Raw genomic sequence first — 21,163 nt, forward strand, 5'->3', positions numbered from 1 at the left:
GTGCACGGACCTGTCGGCGCCACGTGACAAGCCTGCCCGCCTGCGCTAAGTAAAAGACCGTCGAGGGCGAAAGCCCTGCCTGTCCGTGGGAGAGAGCAGCCGAAGCTGCCGCCGAAGGGGAAATCGCCCGAAATCTCTCAGGCAAAAGGACCGCTGACGGGTCAGACACTCTGGAAAGTCGGGGCGAAAGCCCCGCGCCGAAGGTGTAAGCGTTGCCGACAGAGTTCCGGCCGCGCGAGTCTCTCAGGCTTCCGACAGAGGGGCACGGATATGCCGCACAGGCGGCATGCGTGCAGCTTTGGAGGAACGATGAGCGTCGGCAACACCCTAAAACACCTACCGCTTGAAGCGATGCATGAAGAAGCCGGCGCGCGCTTTGGCGCTTTTGCCGGCTGGCACATGCCGCTTACCTATCCCGCCGGCGTGATGAAGGAGCACCTTCACACGCGGGAAAAAGCGGGACTGTTCGACATCTCCCACATGCAGCTCTTCGCGGTCGAGGGCGCCCAGGCGGCCACCTTCCTGTCGCGCGCTTGTCCTCTGGATACGGCGGGGCTTGGGGAGGCAAAGTCGAAATATACGGTGCTCCTCAATGAGGAGGCCGGCATCATAGACGACCTTATCGTCACCCGGCTTGGCGACGAGCGCTTCATGGTGGTGGCGAATGCCGGCAATGCGGTGAAGGACGAGGCACATCTCAACGCTATTGCCGATGGTTTTGAGGTGACGGTGAGGCCGCTCAAGCGCGTGTTCCTGGCGCTGCAGGGGCCGGAGGCAGAGGGTGTTCTTATCGGTGCGGGGCTGGATCTGAGCGACCTCACCTTCATGACCGCTGCCGAACCACGCCAGAACTGGTTTGCCACGCGTTCGGGCTATACGGGCGAGGATGGATTCGAGATCGCGCTACCGCCCGAGGAGGCGCCTGCCTTCGCCGAGAAGATACTGGCCGACGAGCGGGCCCAGTGGATCGGCCTTGCGGCGCGCGACAGCCTGCGGCTGGAAGCCGGGCTTTGCCTGCATGGGCAGGACATTAACGAGACGACAGACCCGGCGAGCGCGGCGCTCCTGTGGGCCATCCCGAAACGCCTGCGCGAGGAAGGCGGCTTCATCGGCGCCGAGGCGCTGCGCCGCATCGTCTCCGAGGGTGCTGAGGAAAAGCGCGTCGGGCTGAAGCCGGAAGGGCGCCAGCCGGTGCGCTCCGGTGCACCGCTGATGAACCAGAACAGGGAGACCGTCGGTCGTGTGACCTCCGGCGGCTTCGGCCCCTCGGCTGGGCATCCCGTCGCCATGGGCTATGTCGCCAAGGCGCTCGCCGAGGCTGGGACGCCGCTTATCGCCGAAGTGCGCGGAAACAGCGTGCCCGTTCACGTCCATCCCCTGCCCTTCACGCCGCATCGCTACCACAAAGGATAAACAGGCATGAGCAAGACCTATTTCACCGAAGATCACGAATGGATCCGCGTCGAGGGTGGCACGGCCACCGTCGGCATCACCGACTATGCACAGGAGCAGCTTGGCGACCTCGTGTTCGTGGAGTTGCCGGAGACGGGCAAGGCCCTTGCCAAGGGCGAGACGGCGGTGGTGGTCGAATCGGTGAAGGCCGCTTCGGACGTCTATGCGCCCGCCGACGGCGAGGTGGCGGAGGTCAACGAGGCACTCGCCAGCGATCCCTCCCTCGTCAACACCGCACCCATGGGCGACGGCTGGCTGTGGAAGATGAAGCTTTCCGACGAAAGCCAGCTCGACGGCCTGATGGACGAAGACGCTTACAAGAAAAGCGTGGCTTAGGAACACTATATGTCTGAGATGACACAACCCTTCTTCGCCCGCCACATCGGCCCGCGCGAGGACGAGACGAAGACCATGCTGGCTGCCCTCGGCGTTCCCTCCGTGGAGACGCTGATAAGCCAGGCGGTGCCGAAATCAATTCGCCTCGACCGGCCGCTCGCCCTGCCGGAGCCCGCGAGCGAGGCCGAGGCGCTGGCCGAGATGCAGGCGCATATGCGGGAGAACACGGTGCTGAAGAGCTTCATCGGCACCGGCTATCATGGCTGCCACCTGCCGCCCGTCATCCAGCGCAACATGTTCGAGAACCCCGCCTGGTATACGGCCTACACGCCCTACCAGTCCGAGATCAGCCAGGGGCGGCTGGAGATGCTGTTCCACTTCCAGACGCTGGTCACGGAGCTGACGGGCCTGCCGGTCGCCTCCGCCTCGCTGCTCGATGAGGCTTCGGCCGTGGCCGAGGCCGTCGGCATCGCCTGGCGCCACCACCGGGGCAAGCGCAACAAGGTCTCGATTGTCGGAGCGCTCAACCCGCAGACCCGCGACGTGGTGGAGACGCGCGCCGAGCCGCTCGGCCTTGAGATCGGCAACGGCACAGTGGACGACGATACCTGCGCGCTGGTGGTTCCCTGGGCGGATACTTACGGGGTCTATGAAGATCATTCGGCCATCATCGCCGAAGCCAAAGTGAGGGACGTGATCGTCGTCTTCGTCGCCGATCCGCTGGGCCTTGTCATGAGCGACACGCCGGCGGCACTGGGTGCCGAGATCGCCGTCGGTTCGATGCAGCGCTTCGGCGTGCCGATGGGTTTCGGCGGGCCGCATGCGGCCTATTGCGCCGTCTCCGACCGGCTGACGCGGCTGATGCCGGGCCGGCTGGTCGGCCAGTCGACGGATGCTCACGGCCGCCCCGGCTACCGCCTGGCGCTGCAGACGCGCGAGCAGCACATCCGCCGCGACAAGGCGACCTCCAACATCTGCACGGCGCAGGCGCTGCTTGCCAACATGGCGGCGGCCTATGCCATCTGGCACGGGCCGGAGGGGCTGAAGGCGGTGGCGGGGCATGTGCATGGCTTAGCTTCCCGGCTTCATGCAGCGTTCAAGAAATCAGGCGTAACAGTCTCCGGCGAAATGATTTTCGATACGGTGACGGTTACCGTAAAGGGCAAGGCCGAGGCGATCGCAGCAGAGGCGGAGAAGAGCGGGCGGCTCCTGCGGGTGATCGACAGGGACCGGCTGGGGATCACCTTCGACGAGACCTCGACCGAGGCCGATCTCGAGGCGATTGCGGCACTCTTCGGTGCGTCCGTGACCGACGGGGCGGAGGCCATTGCGCCCGCCGCGCCGCGCGGCAAGACATTCCTGACGCAGCCGGTTTTCCACGAGAACCGCTCGGAAACGCAGATGATGCGCTTCCTGCGGCGGCTGGCGGACAAGGATCTGGCGCTCGACCGAGCGATGATCCCGCTCGGCTCCTGTACCATGAAGCTGAACGCGGCCGCCGAGATGATGCCGGTGAGTTGGCCGGAGGTGGCGGGGCTGCATCCCTTCGCGCCTGAGGGCCACACAATGGGCTACCGCCGCATGATCGGAGAGCTGGAAGAGTGGCTTGGTGAGATCACCGGGTTCGACGCCGTCTCGCTGCAGCCCAATGCCGGCAGCCAGGGCGAATATGCCGGGCTTCTGGCGATCCGCCGCTACCATGCCGAACGCGGCGAAGGGGAGCGCGACGTCTGCCTCATCCCCTCCTCCGCTCACGGCACCAACCCGGCTTCCGCCTCGATGGCCGGCATGCGGGTCGTCGTCGTGCGCTGCACGGAGAATGGCGATATCGACGGGGAGGACCTGCAGGCCAAGGCGGCGGAGCATGCCGAACGGCTGGCGGCGCTGATGATCACCTACCCATCCACCCACGGCGTGTTCGAGGAAGGCGTGCGCGACATGTGCGCTGTGATCCATGAGCATGGCGGGCAGGTCTATCTCGACGGGGCCAACCTCAATGCGTTGGTGGGGCTTGCGAGGCCGGGGGATCTGGGCGCCGACGTCTGCCACATGAACCTGCACAAGACCTTCTGCATCCCGCATGGCGGTGGCGGCCCGGGTATCGGCCCGATCGGCGTGAAGGCGCATCTGAAGCCTTTCCTGCCGGGGCATGCGGCGCTGGGGACCCGAAATGCGGTGACGGCCGCACCCTTCGGCAGCGCCTCGATCCTGCCGATCACCTGGATGTATATCCGCATGATGGGTGCCGACGGGCTGAAGCGGGCGACGGAGATCGCCATCCTCAATGCCAACTATGTCGCCGAGCGGCTGAAGGCGCACTATCCGGTGCTCTACAAGGGCCGCAACCGGCGCGTGGCGCATGAATGCATTCTCGACACGCGGGTGTTGAAGGATCGTGCCGGCGTCACCGTCGAGGACATTGCAAAACGCCTTATCGACTACGGCTTCCACGCGCCCACCATGAGTTGGCCGGTGGCCGGCACGCTGATGGTGGAGCCGACGGAGTCGGAGCCCAAGGAAGAGCTCGACCGCTTCTGCGAGGCGATGATCGCAATCGCCAAGGAAGCCGCCCGCGTGGAAAAGGGCGAATGGCCGAAGGAGGACAACCCACTCGTCAACGCCCCGCATACGGCGGCCGAACTGATGGCGGATCGCTGGACGCATCCCTACGGGCGCGCGGAAGCCGCCTTTCCGTCGGGCAGCATGGACGCAGCGTCCAAGTACTGGCCGCCCGTCTCGCGCGTCGACAACGTTGCCGGCGACCGCAACCTGGTGTGCGCCTGCCCGCCAATGGAGGCGCTGGCGAGTTGAGGTAGTAGGAGTGCGCGTGGGTCAACTTCACCGCCCGTCATCCCGGAGCTGGAGCGATAGCTGAGGCTGTCGGGGACCCAGTCCGGAGCGTGGAAAAGTCGCGGAATGGTTTCCGGACAAGCCTTCGGCTTTCCGGGATGACGGGCAGTGAACTGCACATTCGGCTCCGGACTTCGCTGCCCAGCGGCTTCCTTCTAGCTAAGATGACGCGTCACCCCCGCCTGTCCGCTTCCGCATGAAGTGGTCAGGCGGCGTCCATGTGTCGGGCATGTAGCGATTGGCCCAGCGGCAGATGTCCTGCAGCACCGGCAGAAGCGCCTCGCCCTTCTCGGTGAGAACGTATTCGTAGCGCTTCGGGCGCTCCTGATAGGAGCGCCGGATCACGAGACCGTCTTCCTCCATCGCCGCCAGGCGGTCGGTGAGCACGTTGGTGGTGATGCGCTCGGGTGAGGCAAGGAATTGCGAAAAACGCTTCTTGCCGCAAATCAGGTCGCGCATGATCACCATCGTCCAGCGGTCGCCGACCATGTCGAGCGTTGTGGCGATGGGGCAAGCGGAGCGCGGTTCGCGTCTTGTCATGAGATGTCAGTGCTATCTAGCTTGTTACTTGCAAGTTACAAGCTATGTGAGATGATGCGCCTAATCAACATGCAATATCGTCAGCCGAATGGGAGGCACGACATGTCGAAGGCTTCGTCATCTCAGGGTTTTTCGGGCGGTTGCCTGTGCAGCGCCGTGCGCTACCGCAGCAAGGAGGCGCCGATGATCGTCGGCCATTGCCACTGCGTGGACTGCCGCAAGTCGAGCGGCACCGGGCACTGCACCCATATCGTTGTGCCCGCGCAGGGTTTCTCGGTTACCGGCGAGGTGAAGTTTTATAGCCGTCCGGCCGACAGCGGCAATGTCGTCAATCGCGGCTTCTGCCCCAATTGCGGCTCGGCCGTCTACTCGACCAATGAGGGCATGCCCGACCTCGCCTTTCTGCGCGCCTCCAGCCTCGACGATCCGGAGATGGTCACGCCCGCGATGGTCGTCTATGCGAGCCGGGCGCCCTCCTGGGATTATGTGGAAGCGGGATTGCCCTCCTTCGCCACACATCCCGAAGGCGGCCCTGGACGCGCTATCGCAGCGCAAGCCGGAGGCTCGGCACATGGCCTATGACGAGCAGCTTACAGCCCGCATGCGCGGCGGGCTGGAAGGCCTGCAAGGCATCTCGGAAAAGCGCATGATGGGCGGCGTGTGCTTTCTGCTCGACGGCAACATGCTTTCCGGCGCCGACCGCACGAAGACGGGCGAAGGCCGCTTCATGTTCCGTGTCGGCAAGGAAAACCAGACGGAGGCGCTCGCCCGCCCTGGCGCGCAAGCGATGGAAATGGGCGGGCGGCGCATGAATGGCTTCGTCTTCGTCGACGCGGAGGCTTGCGACGGTGAAGCGCTGAAGGGGTGGATTTCACTGGCGCTTGGGTTCGTCGGGGGCCTTCCGCCGAAGTGAGGAAGCATGAAAGCGGATGGATTTTCCCATTTCCCGGCCGAGACGCTGGAATTTCTCGTCGCCCTCCGCGCGAACAACGACCGTGACTGGTTCGCGCAGAACAAGGCCGCCTATGAGCGCGCCGTTAAGCGGCCCGCCGAAGACTTCTGCCGCGCCATAACGGCGCGCCTGGACGAGCTGAGTGGCCTGCCGCACCGGCCAAAGATATTCCGCATCCACCGGGATATCCGCTTTTCCCGCGACAAGACGCCGTACAACACGCATCTGCACATCTCCTTCACGCCAGACACGGACGCGGGGCATCGCCCCGGCTGGTATTTCGGCCTCGAGCCGGAGCTGCTGACGGTCGGCACCGGCGTTTTCGAGTTCAAGAACGCCGACCTCGACGCCTTCCGCGCCCGCGTGGCGGGCGAGGACGGAGAAAGGCTTGCAACTCTGATCGAAGATTTCCCGGTCGGCATTCGGCTGAGCAAGCCGGAACTGAAGCGTGTGCCGCAACCCTACCCGGCTGATCACCCCCGCGCCGAGCTTCTGCGCAGGAAGTCGCTGGCCGGCTGGGTCGACTTCGCAGACCCGAGCAAGGCCTGCGAGAGCGGTTTCGCCGACCGCTGCTTCGATGCGTTCGTCCGGCTGAAGCCACTGTTCGACTGGTTGAATGCCGAGTCGCATTGAAGGCGGCGGCGTCTTCCCCTATGACGCGATCCACATTCGAATTCGGCACTTATGCCGGCGCAACCTGATTAACGCCCGTCTTAACCGAACGGAACCGGAACGGCCTTAGCTTTGCCATGGAAAGCATGGCAAGATCGCGGTGATTCGCGGGTACGGGGAAGAACACGACTTGATGGACGATACCAACGATCTTTTTGCCGGGCTCACTTCCAATACGGAACGGGTGAAGCAGCCGGAAGCACCGGCGGCGCCGCAGCGCAAGACGCCGCGTGCGGCCGCGACGCGGGACACCGGCGAGGGCTACAGCGCGGCCGATATCGAGGTGCTGGAGGGGCTGGAGCCGGTGCGCAGGCGGCCCGGCATGTATATCGGCGGCACAGACAACAAGGCGCTGCACCACCTCTTCGCCGAGGTCATCGACAACTCGATGGACGAGGCGGTGGCGGGGCATGCGTCTTTCATCGAGGTGGAGCTCGGCGCCGACGGCTTCCTCACCGTCACCGACAACGGCCGCGGCATCCCGGTCGACCCGCATCCGAAGTTTAAGGACAAGTCAGCGCTCGAAGTCATCATGACGACGCTGCATGCCGGCGGCAAGTTCGATTCCAAGGTCTACGAGACCTCGGGCGGCCTGCACGGCGTGGGTGTGTCGGTGGTCAACGCGCTTTCCGAGGTGCTTGAGGTGGAGGTGGCGCGTGGCCGAAAGCTCTACCGCCAGCGCTTTTCGCGCGGTGCGCCGCAGGGCAAGCTGGAGGCGCTTGGCGATGCGCCCAACCGGCGTGGCACGCGTGTGCGCTTCAAGCCGGACGAGGAGATTTTCGGGGCCGGCGCGAAATTCCAGCCCGCCCGCCTCTACCGCATGGCCCGCTCCAAGGCCTATCTCTTCGGCGGCGTGGAAATCCGCTGGACCTGCGCCCCTTCCCTTCTCGGCGAGAAAGACGAGACGCCGGAAAAGGCCACCTTCCACTTCCCCGGCGGGCTCAAGGACTTTTTGGCCGCCTCGCTCGACGGCGAGTTTCAGGTAACGCGCGAGGCCTTTTCCGGGCGCAGCGAGAAGCGCGGTGGACATGGGGCGGTGGAGTGGGCCGTCACCTGGTATGGCGGCGACGCCTTCCTGAACTCCTACTGCAACACCATTCCGACGCCCGAGGGCGGCACGCATGAGCTTGGCTTCCGCTCGGCGCTTCTTAAGGGCCTTCGCGGCTATGCGGAGTTGACCGGCAACAAACGCGCCTCGATTATCGCCGCCGAGGACGTGATGATCTCGGCCGCCGGCATGCTGTCGGTCTTCGTGCGCGAGCCGGAATTCGTCGGCCAGACCAAGGACAAGCTGGCCACCGCCGCGGCCATGCGTATGGTCGAGAACGCGGTGCGCGATCCGTTCGACCATTGGCTGGCCGACAATCCGCAAGAGGCCTCGAAGCTGCTCGACTGGGTGATCGCGCGGGCCGACGAGCGACTCAAGCGTCGCCAGGAGCGCGAGGTGAGCCGGAAGAGTGCCGTGCGCAAGCTGCGCCTGCCGGGCAAGCTCGCCGATTGCACGGTGGGCGCGGCGGCGGGCGCGGAGATCTTCATCGTCGAGGGCGATTCGGCCGGTGGCTCGGCCAAGCAGGCGCGCAACCGCGCCACCCAGGCCGTGCTGCCGCTGCGCGGCAAGATCCTCAATGTCGCCAGCGCCGGCCACGGCAAGCTCGCCGCCAACCAGCAGATTTCCGACCTGGTGCAGGCGCTTGGCTGCGGCACGCGCTCGAAATACCGCGAGGACGACCTGCGCTACGAGCGCGTTATCATCATGACCGACGCCGACGTGGACGGCGCCCACATCGCCTCGCTGCTCATCACCTTCTTCTATCAGGAGATGCCGCAGTTGATCGAGGGCGGGCACCTGTTCCTCGCGGTGCCGCCGCTCTACAAGATCACCCAGGGCGGCAAGACCATGTATGCGCGCGACGACGCGCACAAGGAAGAGCTTTTACGCGAGGAGTTCACCGGCCGCGGCAAGGTGGAGATCGGCCGCTTCAAGGGGCTCGGCGAGATGCTGCCGAAGCAGCTCAAGGACACGACGATGGACCCCGCCCAGCGCATGTTGCTGCGCATCGACGTGCTGGACAGCGTGGAGGCGACGAAGATGGCCGTCGACGCATTGATGGGAACGAAACCCGAGGCACGCTTCCGCTTTATCCAGGATAATGCGGAGTTCGTGGAGGAATTGGATATTTAGGCATTACCTGAATATGCAGTAGACAGGCGCAAACCGCGCCGAGACGTTGAATTGCACCAGGCTCACCGGCAGCCAAGGGAAATGGTCTAAATCGCCGGTCGCTCCATGGCAGCGCTCGGCCTGCTGTTTGCTCCCGCCGTGAACCTGGTCCTATTCGTACCGGGCGGAATGCTCGTAGGCTACTTGCTCTCTGGGATCGGCCGAGAAGAACGGTAGCTGACGAAAGGCCAGACGTGTGCGTCCGCAGGAAGTGCAGGTGCGTTCTGCGCTGTCCGCCCATCTAATATGCGGTGTATGCCACGACGGGAACGCACCCAGCACATCAGGCTGCAGCGAGCGTCAAAGCCTGAAGCCGAGCATTCTCGCGCAGGGCATCCAGATGGATGCGCTTTAAGAGAGTTGCCAGGGCGACGCGGTCGGCTTCCGTGCCGGCGGATGAGGCGTCGAGTGCTTTCAGCATGTGCCAGGAGACTTCCTGCGGGCCTGCCGTGCGCTTGCCGTTGGCCACTTCGCGCCAGATCGCCAATGCCGTGAGGATGGGGGCGTGGGCGGCGGGCTTCAGTCCGGCGCTGGAAAGGAGGGCGCTAAGGGCGGTGCTGCGGGCGCGGGACAGGAGGGTCTGGACGCGAGGCTCGCTCTGACCTGTCAGGGCGACCAGCGCGGCGCCGAAGAAATCCACCTTGCCGTGCGCCACACTGCGCACGAGAAAGCCTGAGGTGAGGTCGCCGCGCAGGCGCAGATGCTCCACCAGGGCGGCGTGCTCGCGGGGTTCGGTGCGGTCTATGAGGGTGATGGAGGCGCGGATGCAGGCTTCATGTGCCAGCTTCTCGGCGCGCGCGGCACCCATCAGCGCCTGTACGAGGGGGGCGGCCGAGAGCGCCTCCCCTACCCGCACGACGAGCATGTGCCGGCAATCGGGCGGCAGGCGGCGGTCCGTGGCAAGGGCGGCGCGCAGGACCGCACTGCCGCCGTGGCGCTCGATCATGCGGCGGAAGCTGACGGCGGCGATCTCCGCGCCTTCGTTGTGGATGAGCGCCGTACAGGCCTCGACGGTACCGACCTCGGCGAGTGCGGCCGAAAGCGCCATGGAGACCTGCGGCCGCGAGGCCAGGAGAAGCTGGATCTCGGGCTCGCCCGTCGCCGCGCGGTCGACCAGGTCGCTGTCGGAAAGAAGCGGCGAGCGCACGAGGATGGGGGCGGCGACCTCCGGCTGGTCGTCGGCAAGGGCGGCGACCACCTGGGCGGGCGCGCGGCGGCTCAGCGAAAGTGTTTCTGACAGCGCCAGCCGCACCTTGGCCGACGGGTCGTCCAGAAGCAGCGTGAGAGCGGCCTCGGCCGCCATTCGGTCGTCGAAGGAAAGGTCGCTCCGGATATAGGCGCGCGCCAGCGCAGCAGCCGCCTCCGCCCGCTCGGAGACCTTCGCCGTCTCGATCCATTTCAGGAAATGCCGGATCACGTTCAATTATATGCCCCCACCTGGAATCCAAGCTAGCGGCAATTCGTATAGGAATGGTTTACCATAATGCGCGCCTTGCGGGCCGGCCTGCCGGCGCCTATCAAAAGCGGGTCGGAAGCCGGGAGAAGAGAGATGGCGGGACTTTATCTGGAGGATTTCGAGCCCGGGCACGTCTTCAGGCACACGCTGCGCAAGACGATCACCGAGAGCGACAACGTGCTTTTCTCCGTCATGACGCTGAACCCGCAGCCGCTGCACATCGACTTCGATTTCGCGGAGAAGACCGAGTGGGGAAAACCGCTCGTCAACTCGCTCTTCACGCTTGGGCTGATGATCGGCATTTCCGTGCACGACACCACGCTCGGCACAACGATCGCCAATCTGGGGATGACGGAGACGACCTTCCCACACCCCCTCTTCCACGGCGATACCGTGCGCGTGGAGACGGAGGTGAAGAGCGTGCGCGAATCGAAGTCGAAGCCGGATCGCGGCATCGTTGAGTTCGAGCACCGCGCCTATAACCAGAACGACGTGCTGGTGGCCCGCTGCCTGCGCCAGGCGATGATCGTCAAGAGGCCGGCCTGATGCGCTCGCTGTTGTTCGTTCCCGGCGATTCTGAAAGGAAGCTGGAGAAGGCGCTTCTGACGAGCGCGGACGTGCTTATCCTCGACCTGGAGGATTCGGTGGCGCCGGGGCGCAAGGAGGCGGCGCGGCGGACCACCGCTGACTTCCTGTCGGTAAACAGCAACGGCCCTACCCTTTTCTATGTGCGCGTAAATGCCTTGTCGACAGGGCTCATGGACGGTGACCTTGCCGCCGTCATGCCGGCGCGGCCGGCCGGCATCATGCTGCCCAAGGCCGAGGGCGGGCAGGACGTCACGCAGCTTTCAGTGAAGCTGCGTGTTCACGAGGCAGAGAGCGGCATCGAGGACGGGGTGACGGCCATCCTGCCCATCATTACCGAGACCGCGAAGGCGGTCTTTTCGGCTGGCACCTACGCACAGGCGAGCAAACGGCTTTCCGGGCTCACCTGGGGCGCGGAGGATCTTTCTGCGGAGATCGGGGCTCGTACGGCACGTGACGATGACGGGCGCTATACCGGCGTCTTCGCGCTTGCCCGCGCCACGACGCTGCTTTCGGCAAGTGCGGCGGACGTGCCGGCCGTCGATACGGTCTTCCCCAATTTCCGCGACGAGACGGGGTTTGCCAGAGAATGCCTGGAGGCCGAGCGCGACGGGTTCACTGCCAAGATGGCGATCCACCCGGCGCAGGTGCCGGTCATCAACGCAGCATTCACACCGTCGGAGGAAGCGGTGGCGCAGGCGAGCCGCATCGTCGCCGCATTCGAGGAAGCGGGCGAGACGGGGGTGGCGAGCGTCGACGGCGAGATGGTGGACCGGCCGCATCTCCTCCGCGCCGAGCGCATCCTGGAACGGGCGCGGCTCGCCGGACGTGGCTAGATGTGGAGCATCGCGCTTTCCGAAAGATCGATTCCAATTTTCGGGCCGATTCTGTAGCGGCCAAGGGTAGCACGAACCCCTGCCTGTCTTGTCATCTCCGTATCGTGCGACTTCTGCTATCCTGCCGCCGCGCCGGCGAGACGGCAGGAGGGTGACATGAACCTGAAACGGTTGAGCATCGGTACCTTCAATCTCTACAACCTCAACGAACCGGCCCTGCCCGTCTACACGGACGCCGATGGCTGGTCGGAGGAGCAATATACGCGCAAGATTGACTGGACACAGCGCACGATCCGGCAGCTGCGGCCGGATGTCCTGGGATTCCAGGAGCTTTGGCACGCGGATTCGATCACCCGGGCACTGGAGGCCTCGGGACTGGCCGAGGACTACGATCTGCTGGCTCCCGAAAACGCCAACGGCACCCGCATCGTCTGCGCGGCGATCGTCCGCAAGGGTCTTTTAGCGGGGGAAGCGGAGTGGATCGAGGCGTTCCCGGAAAAGCTCGTTCTAAAAAGTTCCGGCGACGATCCACAGACGCCGGAGATCGGCGTGAATATCGACAGCTTCTCACGGCCAGTTCTTGCATTTCGGATCAGCCCGCGTGAGGATCACGAGCCCGTTCACGTGTATGTCTGCCACTTGAAATCGAAAGCGCCGGCGAAGGTCTACCGCGAGGACTGGTTCAGGGCTAACGAGGAGATCTACAAGAAGCACCAGACAAACCTGGGGGCAGCCATCTCCACGATCCGCCGTACGGCGGAAGCGGCAGCGTTGCGCTTCATGCTGACGGAGGTGATGAAGGGCACGCGCTCGCCGGTGATCGTTCTGGGCGACATCAATGACGGGCAGCAGAGCAACACGGCGAACATCCTGACCGAGCAGCCGCGTTATCTCGTCGGCGCTTCCAGGGGCGGCGGCGACGTGAGCCTTTACACCGCACAGACGCTTCAAGAATACCGCAGCACGCGCGACGTCTACTACACGCACATCCACCAGGACATGATGGAATCGCTCGACCACATCCTGGTGAGCGAGGAATTTTACGACAACAGCAGGCGGCGCCTGTGGATGTTCGACGGGATGACGGTCAGCAATGACCACCTCCATTTCGACGACCACAAGGAGAGCGGCACCAACGATCACGGCGTCGTCTGTGCAACGTTCAAGCACGGGCCGATCAAGACCGAGGCGCGGGAGATCGCGGAGGATGTCGGCTGAGGCGTGCCGGTTTCAGCGGGCGGGATCAATGGAAAGGATGGCGTCCTTTCAGCCCCCTCTGTCCTGCCGGATAGGGGGGCGAAGAGGCGCTGACTGTTTCCCAGAGAACGCCCTACCTATCCTTCCAGCGCGGGCGGCGCATGGCGAAGGTTTCAGTCACCGCCGTGTAGTCCATGTAGCCGAGGCGGGCGAGATTCTGTGCCTTGGTGGTGTCGAAGAGACCGTCAGTCAGCATCGCCTCGTCGATGTGCACGCCCACCACCTCGCCGGTGACCACGAAGACACCGGCGTGGTTTCCCTTAAGATCGCGCGGCTCCAGCACCTCCGTCACCTTGCATTCGAGCGTGGCGGCAGCCTCGGCGACGCGCGGACAGGCGATATGCCTGCAGGGAGCGGGCGTCAGCCCGGCGAGCTCGAATTCGCTGATGCCGGGCGGCGCGTCGATGGCGGTCTGGTTCATCTTCTCGGCAAGCGCGAGACTTACCAGGTTGACAGCGAACTCGCCCGTGTCACGAGCGATCGAGGCGCTGTCTTTCTCGCCTTCTGAGGAGAACCACACGAGATGCGGGTTCGATGAGAAGGCGTTGAAGTAGGAATATGGCGCCAGGTTGAGCTCGCCCCCCGGCCGACGGGTGGAAATCCAGCCGATGGGCCTCGGCGCAACAATGGCCTTGAAGGGATCGTGCGGGAGGCCGTGGCCGTTGCGCGGCTCATAGAACATGGTCATCAGCCCTCCCAGGGGCCGGCATAGTCGCTGACAAGACCGCCGATACCCGGGCGCGGCCTGTCGGGCGTGCCGCCGGGATGCCGGCCGACATGCACGAAGCCCACCACGCGCTCGCGGGGGCGAAGGCCGAGAATGCGGCGACCTTCCTCGACGTCCGAATACCAGTTGGTGACCATGTTGGCGTGATAGCCGAGCGCGCCCGCCGCATGGATGAGGTTCATGGCCGCCATGCCGCCTGACAAGAACATCTCCCACTCGGGAATCTTGGGGCTCTCCTTGGGGCTCGAGATGACACCGATCACCAGCGGCGCGCGCGAAAAGCGCGTCAGCTCCTGCGTGCGCCGTGCCTCGTTCAGCGGTCCCTCGCGTGCCTCGGCCAGATTTACCAGCATCTGCCCCACCTTCTCGCGCGCCTCGCCGCGATAAAGGATGAAGCGCCACGGCGTGAGCATCCCGTGGTCGGGAACGCGCGTGGCGACCTTGAGCATTTTCTCCACCTCGCCGTCGGAGGGTGCCGGGCCGGCAAGCTCGTGAATGGGCGCGGAACGGCGGGCGAGCATGAAGTCGATAACCTGCTGGTTCAAAAGTGGAGCTCCTATTTCGGGTGGGGACGCGGTGGAAGCCGCGGGTATGTTGGCATCAGCAGCCTTGAAATTGCCACCCCGTTAGGCTTCAAAGCAAGCCATGAGGTGTTTTGCCGGGCGATTCATTACGATTATTGCAGCAGCTCTTGCCGCGACGGCTGTCGACGCCGCCGCCCAGGACGAAGCATTTCCGGTGGAGGATATGCGCGTGCCGGGCCTGAGCGAATATGCGGCACCGCAACGAACAGAACCGCTGGCGCTGGCAGAGACCGGAGAAGTGACCCTTTCGGCGCAGTTGACCGAGGAGACCGAGGACATTCCGCGCGGCCTCGTCTGGCGCGTGTTCTCGCCGGAGCCGGGACAGGACGGCACGCTGCCGCTGGTGGCTACCGCCCAGGGAGGGACGAGCACCTTCATGCTGCCGCCTGGCGGCTATCTCGTACACGCCGCTTACGGCCGCGCCGGCGCGACGAAGCGCATCACCGTCGGCGATAAGCCGAAGAGCGAGCGCCTGGTGCTCGACGCGGGCGGACTGAAGCTCGACGCGGTGCTTTCCGGCGGTGTGCGCATTCCGCCCAAAAAGCTGCGCTTCTCCGTCTATGACCACGAGCCGGACGCGACAGGCGAGCGCTCGCTCATCGTGCCCAATGTGCGGCCCAACGCCGTGGTGCGGCTCAACGCCGGCACCTACCACATCATCTCCAACTACGGCGCCATCAACGCCGTCATCCGCGCCGACATCCGCGTGGAGGCGGGCGAATTGACGGAGGCGACGGTGGAGCACCGCGCAGCACAACTCACCATGAAGCTGGTGCGCGAGCCGGGTGGCGAGGCGATCGCCGACACGGCCTGGTCCATCCTCTCGGAGACGGGTGAAATCGTCGCCGAGACCGTCAGCGCCTTCGCCTCGATGGTGCTGGCGGAAGGGGAATACACGATCGTGGCGAAAAACCGTGACCGCCTCTACCAGCGCGATTTCACCGTGACCCCCGGCCGCAACCAGGATGTAGAGCTTCTGCCCGACGACCTGGTGGAGCGGGTAAGCGAAGTTACGGAATAGGCCGCCCGCGCTGCAGCGGGGGCGGCCATCGGTTCAGCTCTTCGCGCGGCGGATATCTGGCGGCGTCGCCTCCTCGGCGAGGCTGGCGACAGCTTCGCCGAGCGACAGTGAGGTTTGGTCGCGGCTGCCCAATCGACGGATATTCACCGTCCCCTCCTCCGCCTCGCGCTTGCCGCAGACGAGGATAACCGGCACTTTGGCAAGCGAGTGCTCACGCACCTTGTAGTTGATCTTCTCGTTGCGCAGGTCGGTCTCGACCTGCAGCCCCGCCGCCTTCAACCGGCGCGCCACGTCTTCTGCATAGCCGTCGGCATCCGAAGTGATGGTAGCCACCACCACCTGCAGCGGCGCGAACCACAGTGGGAAGTGGCCGGCGAAATCCTCGATGAGGATGCCGAGGAAGCGCTCCATGGAGCCGCAGATGGCGCGGTGGATCATCACCGGCTGCTTCTTTTCCGATTCCTTATCGATATAGAAGGCGCCGAAGCGCTCCGGCAGGTTGAAATCCACCTGTGTCGTGCCGCACTGCCACTCGCGGCCGATGGCGTCCTTCAGCGTGTACTCGAACTTGGGACCGTAGAAGGTGCCCTCGCCCTCGTTGATGCCGGCCTCTATTCGGCCGCCCGACTCGGCCTCCATCTTGATGAGCGCTCGCTTCAGGATGTCTTCGGCGTGATCCCACATGGCGTCGGTGCCCACGCGCTTTTCGGGCCGGGTCGCGAGCTTGACCACCACCTTCTCGAAGCCGAAGTCCTCGTAGACCGACATCATGAGATCATTGATCTTCAGGATTTCCGCCTCAAGCTGCTCCTCCGTGCAGAAGACGTGCGCGTCGTCTTGCGTGAAGCCGCGCACACGCATCAGTCCGTGCAGCGCGCCGGATGGCTCGTAGCGGTGGACGGCGCCGAACTCGGCAAGCCGGATCGGCAGATCGCGGTAAGACTTCAGACCGTGCTTGAATATCTGCACGTGGCCGGGGCAGTTCATAGGCTTCAATGCGAAGACGCGCTGGTCCTCCGCCTCCTCGTCGGCGCAGCGGACCGCGAACATGTTCTCCTTGTACCAGCCCCAGTGGCCTGAAGTCTGCCAAAGCGAGGAATCAAGCACTTGCGGCGCGTTGACCTCCTCATACTCGCCGTCGAGCCGGCGGCGCATGTAGGAGACGAGGTTCTGGAACATGCGCCAGCCCTTCGAATGCCAGAAGACGACGCCCGGCCCCTCTTCCTGGAAGTGGAACAGGTCCATCTCGCGGCCAAGCCGGCGATGATCGCGCTTTTCCGCCTCCTCCAGCATGTGGAGATACTGGTCAAGCTGCTCCTGGTTTGCCCAGGCGGTGCCGTAGATGCGGGTGAGCATGGCGTTGTCGGAATCGCCGCGCCAATAAGCGCCGGCCACCTTCATCAGCTTGAAGGCGTTGCCGATCTGCCCCGTGGAGGCCATGTGCGGACCGCGGCACAGGTCGAACCATTCGCCCTGCGCGTAGATTTTCACGTCGTCGCCCTCGGGGATCGCGTCAATCAACTCGACCTTGTACATCTCGCCCTTGTCGCGGAAGACCTCTTTTGCCTTCTTCCGCGCCCAAACCTCCTTGGTGAAGGGCTTGTTGCGGGCGATGATCTCGCGCATCTTCTTCTCAATCACCGGCAGATCATCCGGCGTGAAGGGCTCGTTGCGGGCGAAATCGTAATAGAAACCGTTCTCGATCACCGGGCCGATGGTGACCTGCGTGCCGGGATAAAGCTCCTGCACGGCCTCGGCCATCACATGCGCGGCGTCGTGGCGGATCAGCTCCAGCGTGCGCGGGTCTTCGCGAGTGAGGATCTCGATCCCGCCCTGGCGGCCGACCGGGTCGGCCAGATCGCGCAGTTCCCCATCGAGCGCGTAGGCGACCGCCTTCTTGGCCAGCGATTTGGAGATCGATTCGGCAAGCTCGGCGCCGGTGATGGCGGCGGGGTAATCCCGCGATGAACCGTCGGGAAACGTAAGGGAAATGGCGTCAGCCATGCTCATGTCCTTTCTATCCAGTCCCGCATACGAGCGCGGGTGGTGTGGTCTATGGTCGGCGATGGCACGCGGGCATGCCGCGGCACGCGCGCTACATAATAGCAGAGCCGGCGCGCGTAAAGGCTACGCTGCGCCGGCTCCTGGTGTCCTGGGATTCAGGGCGAAAACCTAAAGGCTTCCGCCTATCGAACTTAGCTGATGTCCTCGGTCGGTGCTTCCGGCCCGTTTTTCTTGATCGAGTCAATCGCGTTCTGCGCGCTCGCCTTGGCGGTGTATCCTTCCGTCGCGAAGATCACCTCGCTGTTGTATTTGAAGCGCACGCGATATTCGCCAGCCTTGTCCTTATAAATTTCGAACTTATGAGCCATATCGGTCAATCCCTCCTAAGCTGCTGACCTTAACGATTCTTAATCTGCCAGCAGCGGGCGGGCGGAACAAGAAGAAGATGCTTGTTTCGAGCTTTAATCGCTCCGGCGCCTTGCCGATACGCGCCAGAAGCGCCACGGCGTGTACCAGTGCAACTCCGATTCCAGTGCCTCGGGCACCGGATCGATCCCGTGGGTGCCGCCGGGCCCGCAGCGCATGAAGCGAAAAAGCCCCAGCCAGCCGCCGGACCAGAGCCCGTGGCGGGCAATCGCCTCGTAGGCGTATTCCGAGCAGGTAGGAAAATGGCGGCAGGAATTGCCCACAAAACCCGACAAGGTGAGTTGGTAGAAGCGTACGAAAGCCGTACCGAACACGCGTCCCGGCGTCTTTGGCCAGGGGCCCTGCCAGTTGCGGGACAGTCTTGCAGGTGGTGCAGTCAACGCTAAGCGGCCTTCTCCGCGCGCTTCTTCTCGATCTGGTCTATGCAGTCGACCACCGCGTCGAAGGTCAGCATGGTGGAGGCGTGGCGGGCCTTGTAGTCGCGCACGGGCTCCAGATATTTGAGGTCGGCGAAGCGACCGTCGGGCGGTGCGCCGTTCTCCTTCAGCATGCGCCGCATGGCCTCGCGCACGGCTCTCAGTTCCTCGGCGCTGGCGCCGACGACGTTCTGCGCCATAATGGAGGAGGAGGCTTGACCGAGCGCGCAGGCGCGTACCTCGTGCGCAAAGTCGCTCACCACGCCGTCGGCCATCTTCAGGTCGACCGTCACGGTGGAGCCGCACAGCTTGGAATGGGCGGTGGCACTTGCATCCGGCTTCGCCAAACGGCCGATACGGCCGATATTGCCCGCAAAGCCAAGAATTTTCGTGTTATAGACGTCGTCGATCATCAATTTCCGCCTGACGGCGCAGACCAAGCATGGCTTGTCGCGCATATGTCTTTCATTTGCGCCCGAACAAACTATATAATGATCGTATCCGGTTGAGGGCAAGAAGGGGTGAACATACCTGCCCTACCGGTTCCGCGAGCCGCTTTCGGGCGGGACTGTGTACAGTTCCCAGAAAACCCGCGAAGGCTGTGAACCGTTTAACTCGTCCCTGCGCGACAGGGACTACGGGAGACGCCTCCTCATGGACGCAATTGTCAAAAGCTTCCCGCCCCGTCCCGAAGCGGACGCAGAGCAGGCCACTAAACACTATCTGGATAAGCCCGTCACCGACCGGCCGAGCCGCGAGGAGGCGGAGGCCGCCGTGCGCACACTTCTGCGCTGGGCGGGTGACGATCCTGAGCGCGAGGGGCTGAAGGAGACGCCCGAGCGCGTGGTGAAGTCTTACCAGGAGCTGTTCTCCGGCTATGACCGGTCTCCCGTCGAGGAGCTCGGCCGTACCTTCGAGGAGGTCGCGGGCTACGACGACATGGTGCTCGTGAAGGATATCTCCTTCCATTCCCATTGCGAGCACCACATGGTGCCGATCATCGGCAAGGCCCACGTCGCCTACTTGCCGAAGGGCAAGGTGGTCGGCCTGTCGAAGATCGCCCGCGCGGTCGACATCTACGCCCGCCGCCTGCAGACGCAGGAGGCCATGACGGCGCAGATCGCCACGGCGATCCAGGATGTGCTGAAGCCTCGCGGCGTGGCCGTGATGATCGAGGCGGAGCACATGTGCATGTCCATGCGCGGCATCCAGAAGCAGGGTTCGACGACGCTCACCTCCACCTTCACCGGCGTCTTCAAGGAAAAGCCGGAAGAGCAGGTGCGGTTCGTCACGATGGTCCGCGACAGCCGGAACGGCTGATCCATGCCGGAAATCGCTTTTTCCCAACCCTCATCCGATAAGCATGAGCTTGAAGAAGGCGCGGCGTTTACGCCGCGCTTCGACGCGAATGGGCTTATAACAGCCGTCGTCACCGATGCCGGGGACGGCGCACTGCTCATGGTCGCCCATATGAACGCCGAGGCACTCTCCAAAACGCTCGAGACCGGCATCGCCCACTACTGGTCGCGCTCGCGCGGCACCTTGTGGAAGAAGGGTGAGACGTCGGGCAACGTACAGTACGTCGAAAGTGTAAGTACCGATTGCGATCAAGATGCCGTGCATCTGACCGTGCGAGTCGAAGGCGACGGTGCAACCTGCCACACCGGAAGACGTTCCTGCTTCTACAGGAATGTGAGTCTTGATCGCGATCGTCCCGTCCTCGTAGCAAAAAGTTGATGCTACTCATCCTACTGGCGGGGTAGCTTCGAATCGCCGCCGTGCTCATATTCATAAATTGGATACCATCCCGCGCCAGAATAGAGGCCGGGACGAGGAGAGGACGATGCTCGATCGAATACAGCATCGCGCGAAGGAGGAAGGCCTGGAGCCGGCCGCGCCTCCACCGCTTGCTTCGGCGCCTTTTCCGCAGGAAGAGAAGCTGCCGTCGATAGCGCTTGCGTTGGGCGGCGGTGCTGCGCGTGGCTGGGCCCATATCGGCGTCTTGAGGGCGCTGGATGAGGCGGGCATCCCCATCGGCATGATCGCCGGCACCTCCATCGGCGCGCTCGTCGGCGGCTGCTATCTGGCCGGCAAGCTGGACGAGCTGGAGGATTTTGCCCGCTCTTTGACGCGCCGGCGCATCTTCGGCCTGCTCGACCTTAGTTTCGGCGGCAGCGGCTTGTTCGGCGGCATGAAGCTGACCAGCCGCATGGAGGAGCACCTGAAAGGCGTCACTTTCGCCGAATTGTCGAAACCTTTCGTGTGTGTAGCGGCAGAAATCCGCACCGGCCACGAGGTGTGGCTGTCCAGCGGCACGTTGATCACCGCCATGCGCGCTTCCTATGCACTGCCCGGCGTGTTTGAGCCGGTGGTCTGCAACGGCCGCGTTCTGGTCGACGGTGCGCTGGTGAACCCGGTACCGGTGTCCGTGTGCCGTGCGTATGAGCAGCCGCTGGTGGTAGCGGTCAACCTGCACTACGACCTTTTCGGCCGCGCCGCGGTCATCAAGCATTCGGCCGACCTGCCGGATATGGAAGAAAAGCAGCCGAACGGCAGGAAGACGCCGCTGGTGGTGGACAAGGGACCGCGCCAGCGCGAGTCGCGCCTGGGGATCACCGGCGTCATGGTCGAGGCGTTCAACATCATCCAGGATCGCATCTCGCGGGCCCGCATGGCCGGCGACCCGCCCGACATGTCGCTGCAGCCGAAGCTCGGCCATATCGGGCTTACCGAGTTCTACCGCGCGGACGAGGCCATCAAGCTGGGCTACGACGCAACGAAATCTCAGCTGCCGGAACTGCAGCGAGTCCTAAGCGTACTTGCCTGAA

General features: G+C 64.2%; 22 protein-coding genes and 1 riboswitch. Of the genes, 14 read left to right on the top strand and 8 right to left on the bottom strand.

Annotated features, from left to right (window positions below; genetic code table 11):
* Positions 1–76 precede the first annotated feature (76 nt).
* Positions 77–163: riboswitch (glycine riboswitch) on the top strand.
* A 146-nt stretch (positions 164–309) separates the two neighbouring features.
* From gcvT to gcvP, 3 genes are read left to right on the top strand one after another with little or no spacing between them, the layout of a single operon-like run.
* Positions 310–1,413: a glycine cleavage system aminomethyltransferase GcvT gene (gcvT, locus tag N5A92_RS11705; protein ID WP_260902804.1), complete on the top strand. Its 1,104-nt coding sequence runs from the start codon at positions 310–312 to the stop codon at positions 1,411–1,413.
* A 6-nt stretch (positions 1,414–1,419) separates the two neighbouring features.
* Positions 1,420–1,788, top strand: a complete 369-nt coding sequence (gene gcvH / locus N5A92_RS11710; RefSeq protein WP_260902807.1) for a glycine cleavage system protein GcvH — start codon at positions 1,420–1,422, stop codon at positions 1,786–1,788.
* Between the two features lie 9 nt (positions 1,789–1,797).
* Positions 1,798–4,599, top strand: a complete 2,802-nt coding sequence (gene gcvP / locus N5A92_RS11715) for an aminomethyl-transferring glycine dehydrogenase (protein WP_260902808.1) — start codon at positions 1,798–1,800, stop codon at positions 4,597–4,599.
* Between the two features lie 198 nt (positions 4,600–4,797).
* Here the strand turns inward: gcvP and N5A92_RS11720 are convergent, their stop codons facing one another.
* The gene (locus N5A92_RS11720; RefSeq protein ID WP_260902809.1) at positions 4,798–5,178 is read right to left on the bottom strand and encodes a winged helix-turn-helix transcriptional regulator; all 381 of its coding nucleotides are present in this window, start codon (positions 5,176–5,178) and stop codon (positions 4,798–4,800) included.
* A gap of 102 nt (positions 5,179–5,280) precedes the next feature.
* Between N5A92_RS11720 and N5A92_RS11725 the strand changes: the two genes are divergently transcribed.
* The 4 genes from N5A92_RS11725 (at position 5,281) to parE (ending at position 8,984) form a co-directional block, all read left to right on the top strand.
* Positions 5,281–5,760: a GFA family protein gene (locus N5A92_RS11725; RefSeq protein ID WP_260902810.1), complete on the top strand. Its 480-nt coding sequence runs from the start codon at positions 5,281–5,283 to the stop codon at positions 5,758–5,760.
* On the top strand, positions 5,750–6,091 hold the full coding sequence (locus N5A92_RS11730) for a TfoX/Sxy family protein (protein WP_260902813.1): 342 nt from the start codon (positions 5,750–5,752) through the stop codon (positions 6,089–6,091). The genes N5A92_RS11725 and N5A92_RS11730 overlap by 11 nt, the downstream gene beginning before the upstream one ends.
* 6 nt (positions 6,092–6,097) lie before the next feature.
* A complete protein-coding gene (locus tag N5A92_RS11735) occupies positions 6,098–6,763 on the top strand; it encodes a DUF2461 domain-containing protein (protein WP_260902814.1) in 666 nt (221 codons plus the stop codon).
* Between the two features lie 172 nt (positions 6,764–6,935).
* The gene (gene parE / locus N5A92_RS11740; RefSeq protein ID WP_260902816.1) at positions 6,936–8,984 is read left to right on the top strand and encodes a DNA topoisomerase IV subunit B; all 2,049 of its coding nucleotides are present in this window, start codon (positions 6,936–6,938) and stop codon (positions 8,982–8,984) included.
* A gap of 322 nt (positions 8,985–9,306) precedes the next feature.
* Here parE and N5A92_RS11745 read toward each other — a convergent pair whose 3' ends face one another.
* On the bottom strand, positions 9,307–10,446 hold the full coding sequence (locus N5A92_RS11745; protein WP_260902819.1) for a DUF2336 domain-containing protein: 1,140 nt from the start codon (positions 10,444–10,446) through the stop codon (positions 9,307–9,309).
* A 126-nt stretch (positions 10,447–10,572) separates the two neighbouring features.
* On the opposite strand from N5A92_RS11745, the gene N5A92_RS11750 reads away from it, so the two are divergent.
* From N5A92_RS11750 to N5A92_RS11760, 3 genes are all read left to right on the top strand, one after another.
* Positions 10,573–11,025, top strand: a complete 453-nt coding sequence (locus N5A92_RS11750; RefSeq protein WP_260902821.1) for a MaoC family dehydratase — start codon at positions 10,573–10,575, stop codon at positions 11,023–11,025.
* On the top strand, positions 11,025–11,900 hold the full coding sequence (locus tag N5A92_RS11755; protein ID WP_260902826.1) for an HpcH/HpaI aldolase/citrate lyase family protein: 876 nt from the start codon (positions 11,025–11,027) through the stop codon (positions 11,898–11,900). Before N5A92_RS11750 ends, N5A92_RS11755 begins: the two co-directional genes overlap by 1 nt.
* 156 nt (positions 11,901–12,056) lie before the next feature.
* Complete coding sequence (locus tag N5A92_RS11760) at positions 12,057–13,118, top strand: endonuclease/exonuclease/phosphatase family protein (RefSeq protein WP_260902827.1); 1,062 nt, start codon at positions 12,057–12,059, stop codon at positions 13,116–13,118.
* Positions 13,119–13,230: 112 nt separating this feature from the next.
* Here the strand turns inward: N5A92_RS11760 and N5A92_RS11765 are convergent, their stop codons facing one another.
* Together N5A92_RS11765 and N5A92_RS11770 are read right to left on the bottom strand one after the other, a co-directional pair.
* Positions 13,231–13,839 carry a flavin reductase family protein gene (locus N5A92_RS11765; RefSeq protein WP_260903585.1) on the bottom strand — a complete coding sequence of 203 codons (609 nt, stop codon included), beginning with the start codon at positions 13,837–13,839 and terminating at the stop codon, positions 13,231–13,233.
* Between the two features lie 5 nt (positions 13,840–13,844).
* Positions 13,845–14,429 (bottom strand): nitroreductase family protein, encoded by a 585-nt coding sequence (locus tag N5A92_RS11770; protein ID WP_260902831.1) that lies wholly within the window; start codon positions 14,427–14,429, stop codon positions 13,845–13,847.
* 100 nt (positions 14,430–14,529) lie between these two features.
* Between N5A92_RS11770 and N5A92_RS11775 the strand changes: the two genes are divergently transcribed.
* Positions 14,530–15,489: a hypothetical protein gene (locus N5A92_RS11775; protein ID WP_425248568.1), complete on the top strand. Its 960-nt coding sequence runs from the start codon at positions 14,530–14,532 to the stop codon at positions 15,487–15,489.
* Positions 15,490–15,522: 33 nt separating this feature from the next.
* Here N5A92_RS11775 and thrS read toward each other — a convergent pair whose 3' ends face one another.
* From thrS to N5A92_RS11795, 4 genes are all read right to left on the bottom strand, one after another.
* On the bottom strand, positions 15,523–17,493 hold the full coding sequence (gene thrS / locus N5A92_RS11780) for a threonine--tRNA ligase (protein WP_260902833.1): 1,971 nt from the start codon (positions 17,491–17,493) through the stop codon (positions 15,523–15,525).
* Positions 17,494–17,684: 191 nt separating this feature from the next.
* Complete coding sequence (locus N5A92_RS11785; RefSeq protein WP_260902835.1) at positions 17,685–17,861, bottom strand: YegP family protein; 177 nt, start codon at positions 17,859–17,861, stop codon at positions 17,685–17,687.
* A gap of 93 nt (positions 17,862–17,954) precedes the next feature.
* Positions 17,955–18,299 (bottom strand): membrane protein insertion efficiency factor YidD, encoded by a 345-nt coding sequence (yidD, locus tag N5A92_RS11790; RefSeq protein WP_260902838.1) that lies wholly within the window; start codon positions 18,297–18,299, stop codon positions 17,955–17,957.
* 2 nt (positions 18,300–18,301) lie between these two features.
* Positions 18,302–18,748 (bottom strand): iron-sulfur cluster assembly scaffold protein, encoded by a 447-nt coding sequence (locus tag N5A92_RS11795; protein WP_260902840.1) that lies wholly within the window; start codon positions 18,746–18,748, stop codon positions 18,302–18,304.
* Positions 18,749–18,989: 241 nt separating this feature from the next.
* Here N5A92_RS11795 and folE point away from each other — a divergent pair, with 241 nt between their 5' ends.
* From folE to N5A92_RS11810, 3 genes are all read left to right on the top strand, one after another.
* The gene (gene folE / locus N5A92_RS11800; RefSeq protein WP_260902842.1) at positions 18,990–19,655 is read left to right on the top strand and encodes a GTP cyclohydrolase I FolE; all 666 of its coding nucleotides are present in this window, start codon (positions 18,990–18,992) and stop codon (positions 19,653–19,655) included.
* A gap of 3 nt (positions 19,656–19,658) precedes the next feature.
* Positions 19,659–20,072, top strand: coding sequence for a phosphoribosyl-AMP cyclohydrolase (gene hisI, locus N5A92_RS11805; protein WP_260902844.1), 414 nt, complete (start codon positions 19,659–19,661; stop codon positions 20,070–20,072).
* 106 nt (positions 20,073–20,178) lie between these two features.
* Complete coding sequence (locus tag N5A92_RS11810; RefSeq protein WP_260902845.1) at positions 20,179–21,162, top strand: patatin-like phospholipase family protein; 984 nt, start codon at positions 20,179–20,181, stop codon at positions 21,160–21,162.
* Position 21,163 lies beyond the last annotated feature (1 nt).

Origin of the sequence: Chelativorans salis (assembly GCF_025336525.1) — a bacterium.
GTDB lineage: Bacteria > Pseudomonadota > Alphaproteobacteria > Rhizobiales > Rhizobiaceae > Chelativorans > Chelativorans salis.

What these genes read in the sequence shown, in the direction of transcription:
- gcvT (WP_260902804.1), top strand. Translation starts at nt 310, where the DNA reads ATGAGCGTCGGCAACACCCTAAAACACCTACCGCTTGAAGCGATGCAT.
- gcvH (WP_260902807.1), top strand. Translation starts at nt 1,420, where the DNA reads ATGAGCAAGACCTATTTCACCGAAGATCACGAATGGATCCGCGTCGAG.
- gcvP (WP_260902808.1), top strand. Translation starts at nt 1,798, where the DNA reads ATGTCTGAGATGACACAACCCTTCTTCGCCCGCCACATCGGCCCGCGC.
- N5A92_RS11720 (WP_260902809.1), bottom strand. Translation starts at nt 5,178, where the DNA reads ATGACAAGACGCGAACCGCGCTCCGCTTGCCCCATCGCCACAACGCTC.
- N5A92_RS11725 (WP_260902810.1), top strand. Translation starts at nt 5,281, where the DNA reads ATGTCGAAGGCTTCGTCATCTCAGGGTTTTTCGGGCGGTTGCCTGTGC.
- N5A92_RS11730 (WP_260902813.1), top strand. Translation starts at nt 5,750, where the DNA reads ATGGCCTATGACGAGCAGCTTACAGCCCGCATGCGCGGCGGGCTGGAA.
- N5A92_RS11735 (WP_260902814.1), top strand. Translation starts at nt 6,098, where the DNA reads ATGAAAGCGGATGGATTTTCCCATTTCCCGGCCGAGACGCTGGAATTT.
- parE (WP_260902816.1), top strand. Translation starts at nt 6,936, where the DNA reads ATGGACGATACCAACGATCTTTTTGCCGGGCTCACTTCCAATACGGAA.
- N5A92_RS11750 (WP_260902821.1), top strand. Translation starts at nt 10,573, where the DNA reads ATGGCGGGACTTTATCTGGAGGATTTCGAGCCCGGGCACGTCTTCAGG.
- N5A92_RS11755 (WP_260902826.1), top strand. Translation starts at nt 11,025, where the DNA reads ATGCGCTCGCTGTTGTTCGTTCCCGGCGATTCTGAAAGGAAGCTGGAG.
- N5A92_RS11760 (WP_260902827.1), top strand. Translation starts at nt 12,057, where the DNA reads ATGAACCTGAAACGGTTGAGCATCGGTACCTTCAATCTCTACAACCTC.
- N5A92_RS11765 (WP_260903585.1), bottom strand. Translation starts at nt 13,839, where the DNA reads ATGTTCTATGAGCCGCGCAACGGCCACGGCCTCCCGCACGATCCCTTC.
- N5A92_RS11775 (WP_425248568.1), top strand. Translation starts at nt 14,530, where the DNA reads ATGAGGTGTTTTGCCGGGCGATTCATTACGATTATTGCAGCAGCTCTT.
- thrS (WP_260902833.1), bottom strand. Translation starts at nt 17,493, where the DNA reads ATGGCTGACGCCATTTCCCTTACGTTTCCCGACGGTTCATCGCGGGAT.
- N5A92_RS11785 (WP_260902835.1), bottom strand. Translation starts at nt 17,861, where the DNA reads ATGGCTCATAAGTTCGAAATTTATAAGGACAAGGCTGGCGAATATCGC.
- N5A92_RS11795 (WP_260902840.1), bottom strand. Translation starts at nt 18,748, where the DNA reads ATGATCGACGACGTCTATAACACGAAAATTCTTGGCTTTGCGGGCAAT.
- folE (WP_260902842.1), top strand. Translation starts at nt 18,990, where the DNA reads ATGGACGCAATTGTCAAAAGCTTCCCGCCCCGTCCCGAAGCGGACGCA.
- hisI (WP_260902844.1), top strand. Translation starts at nt 19,659, where the DNA reads ATGCCGGAAATCGCTTTTTCCCAACCCTCATCCGATAAGCATGAGCTT.
- N5A92_RS11810 (WP_260902845.1), top strand. Translation starts at nt 20,179, where the DNA reads ATGCTCGATCGAATACAGCATCGCGCGAAGGAGGAAGGCCTGGAGCCG.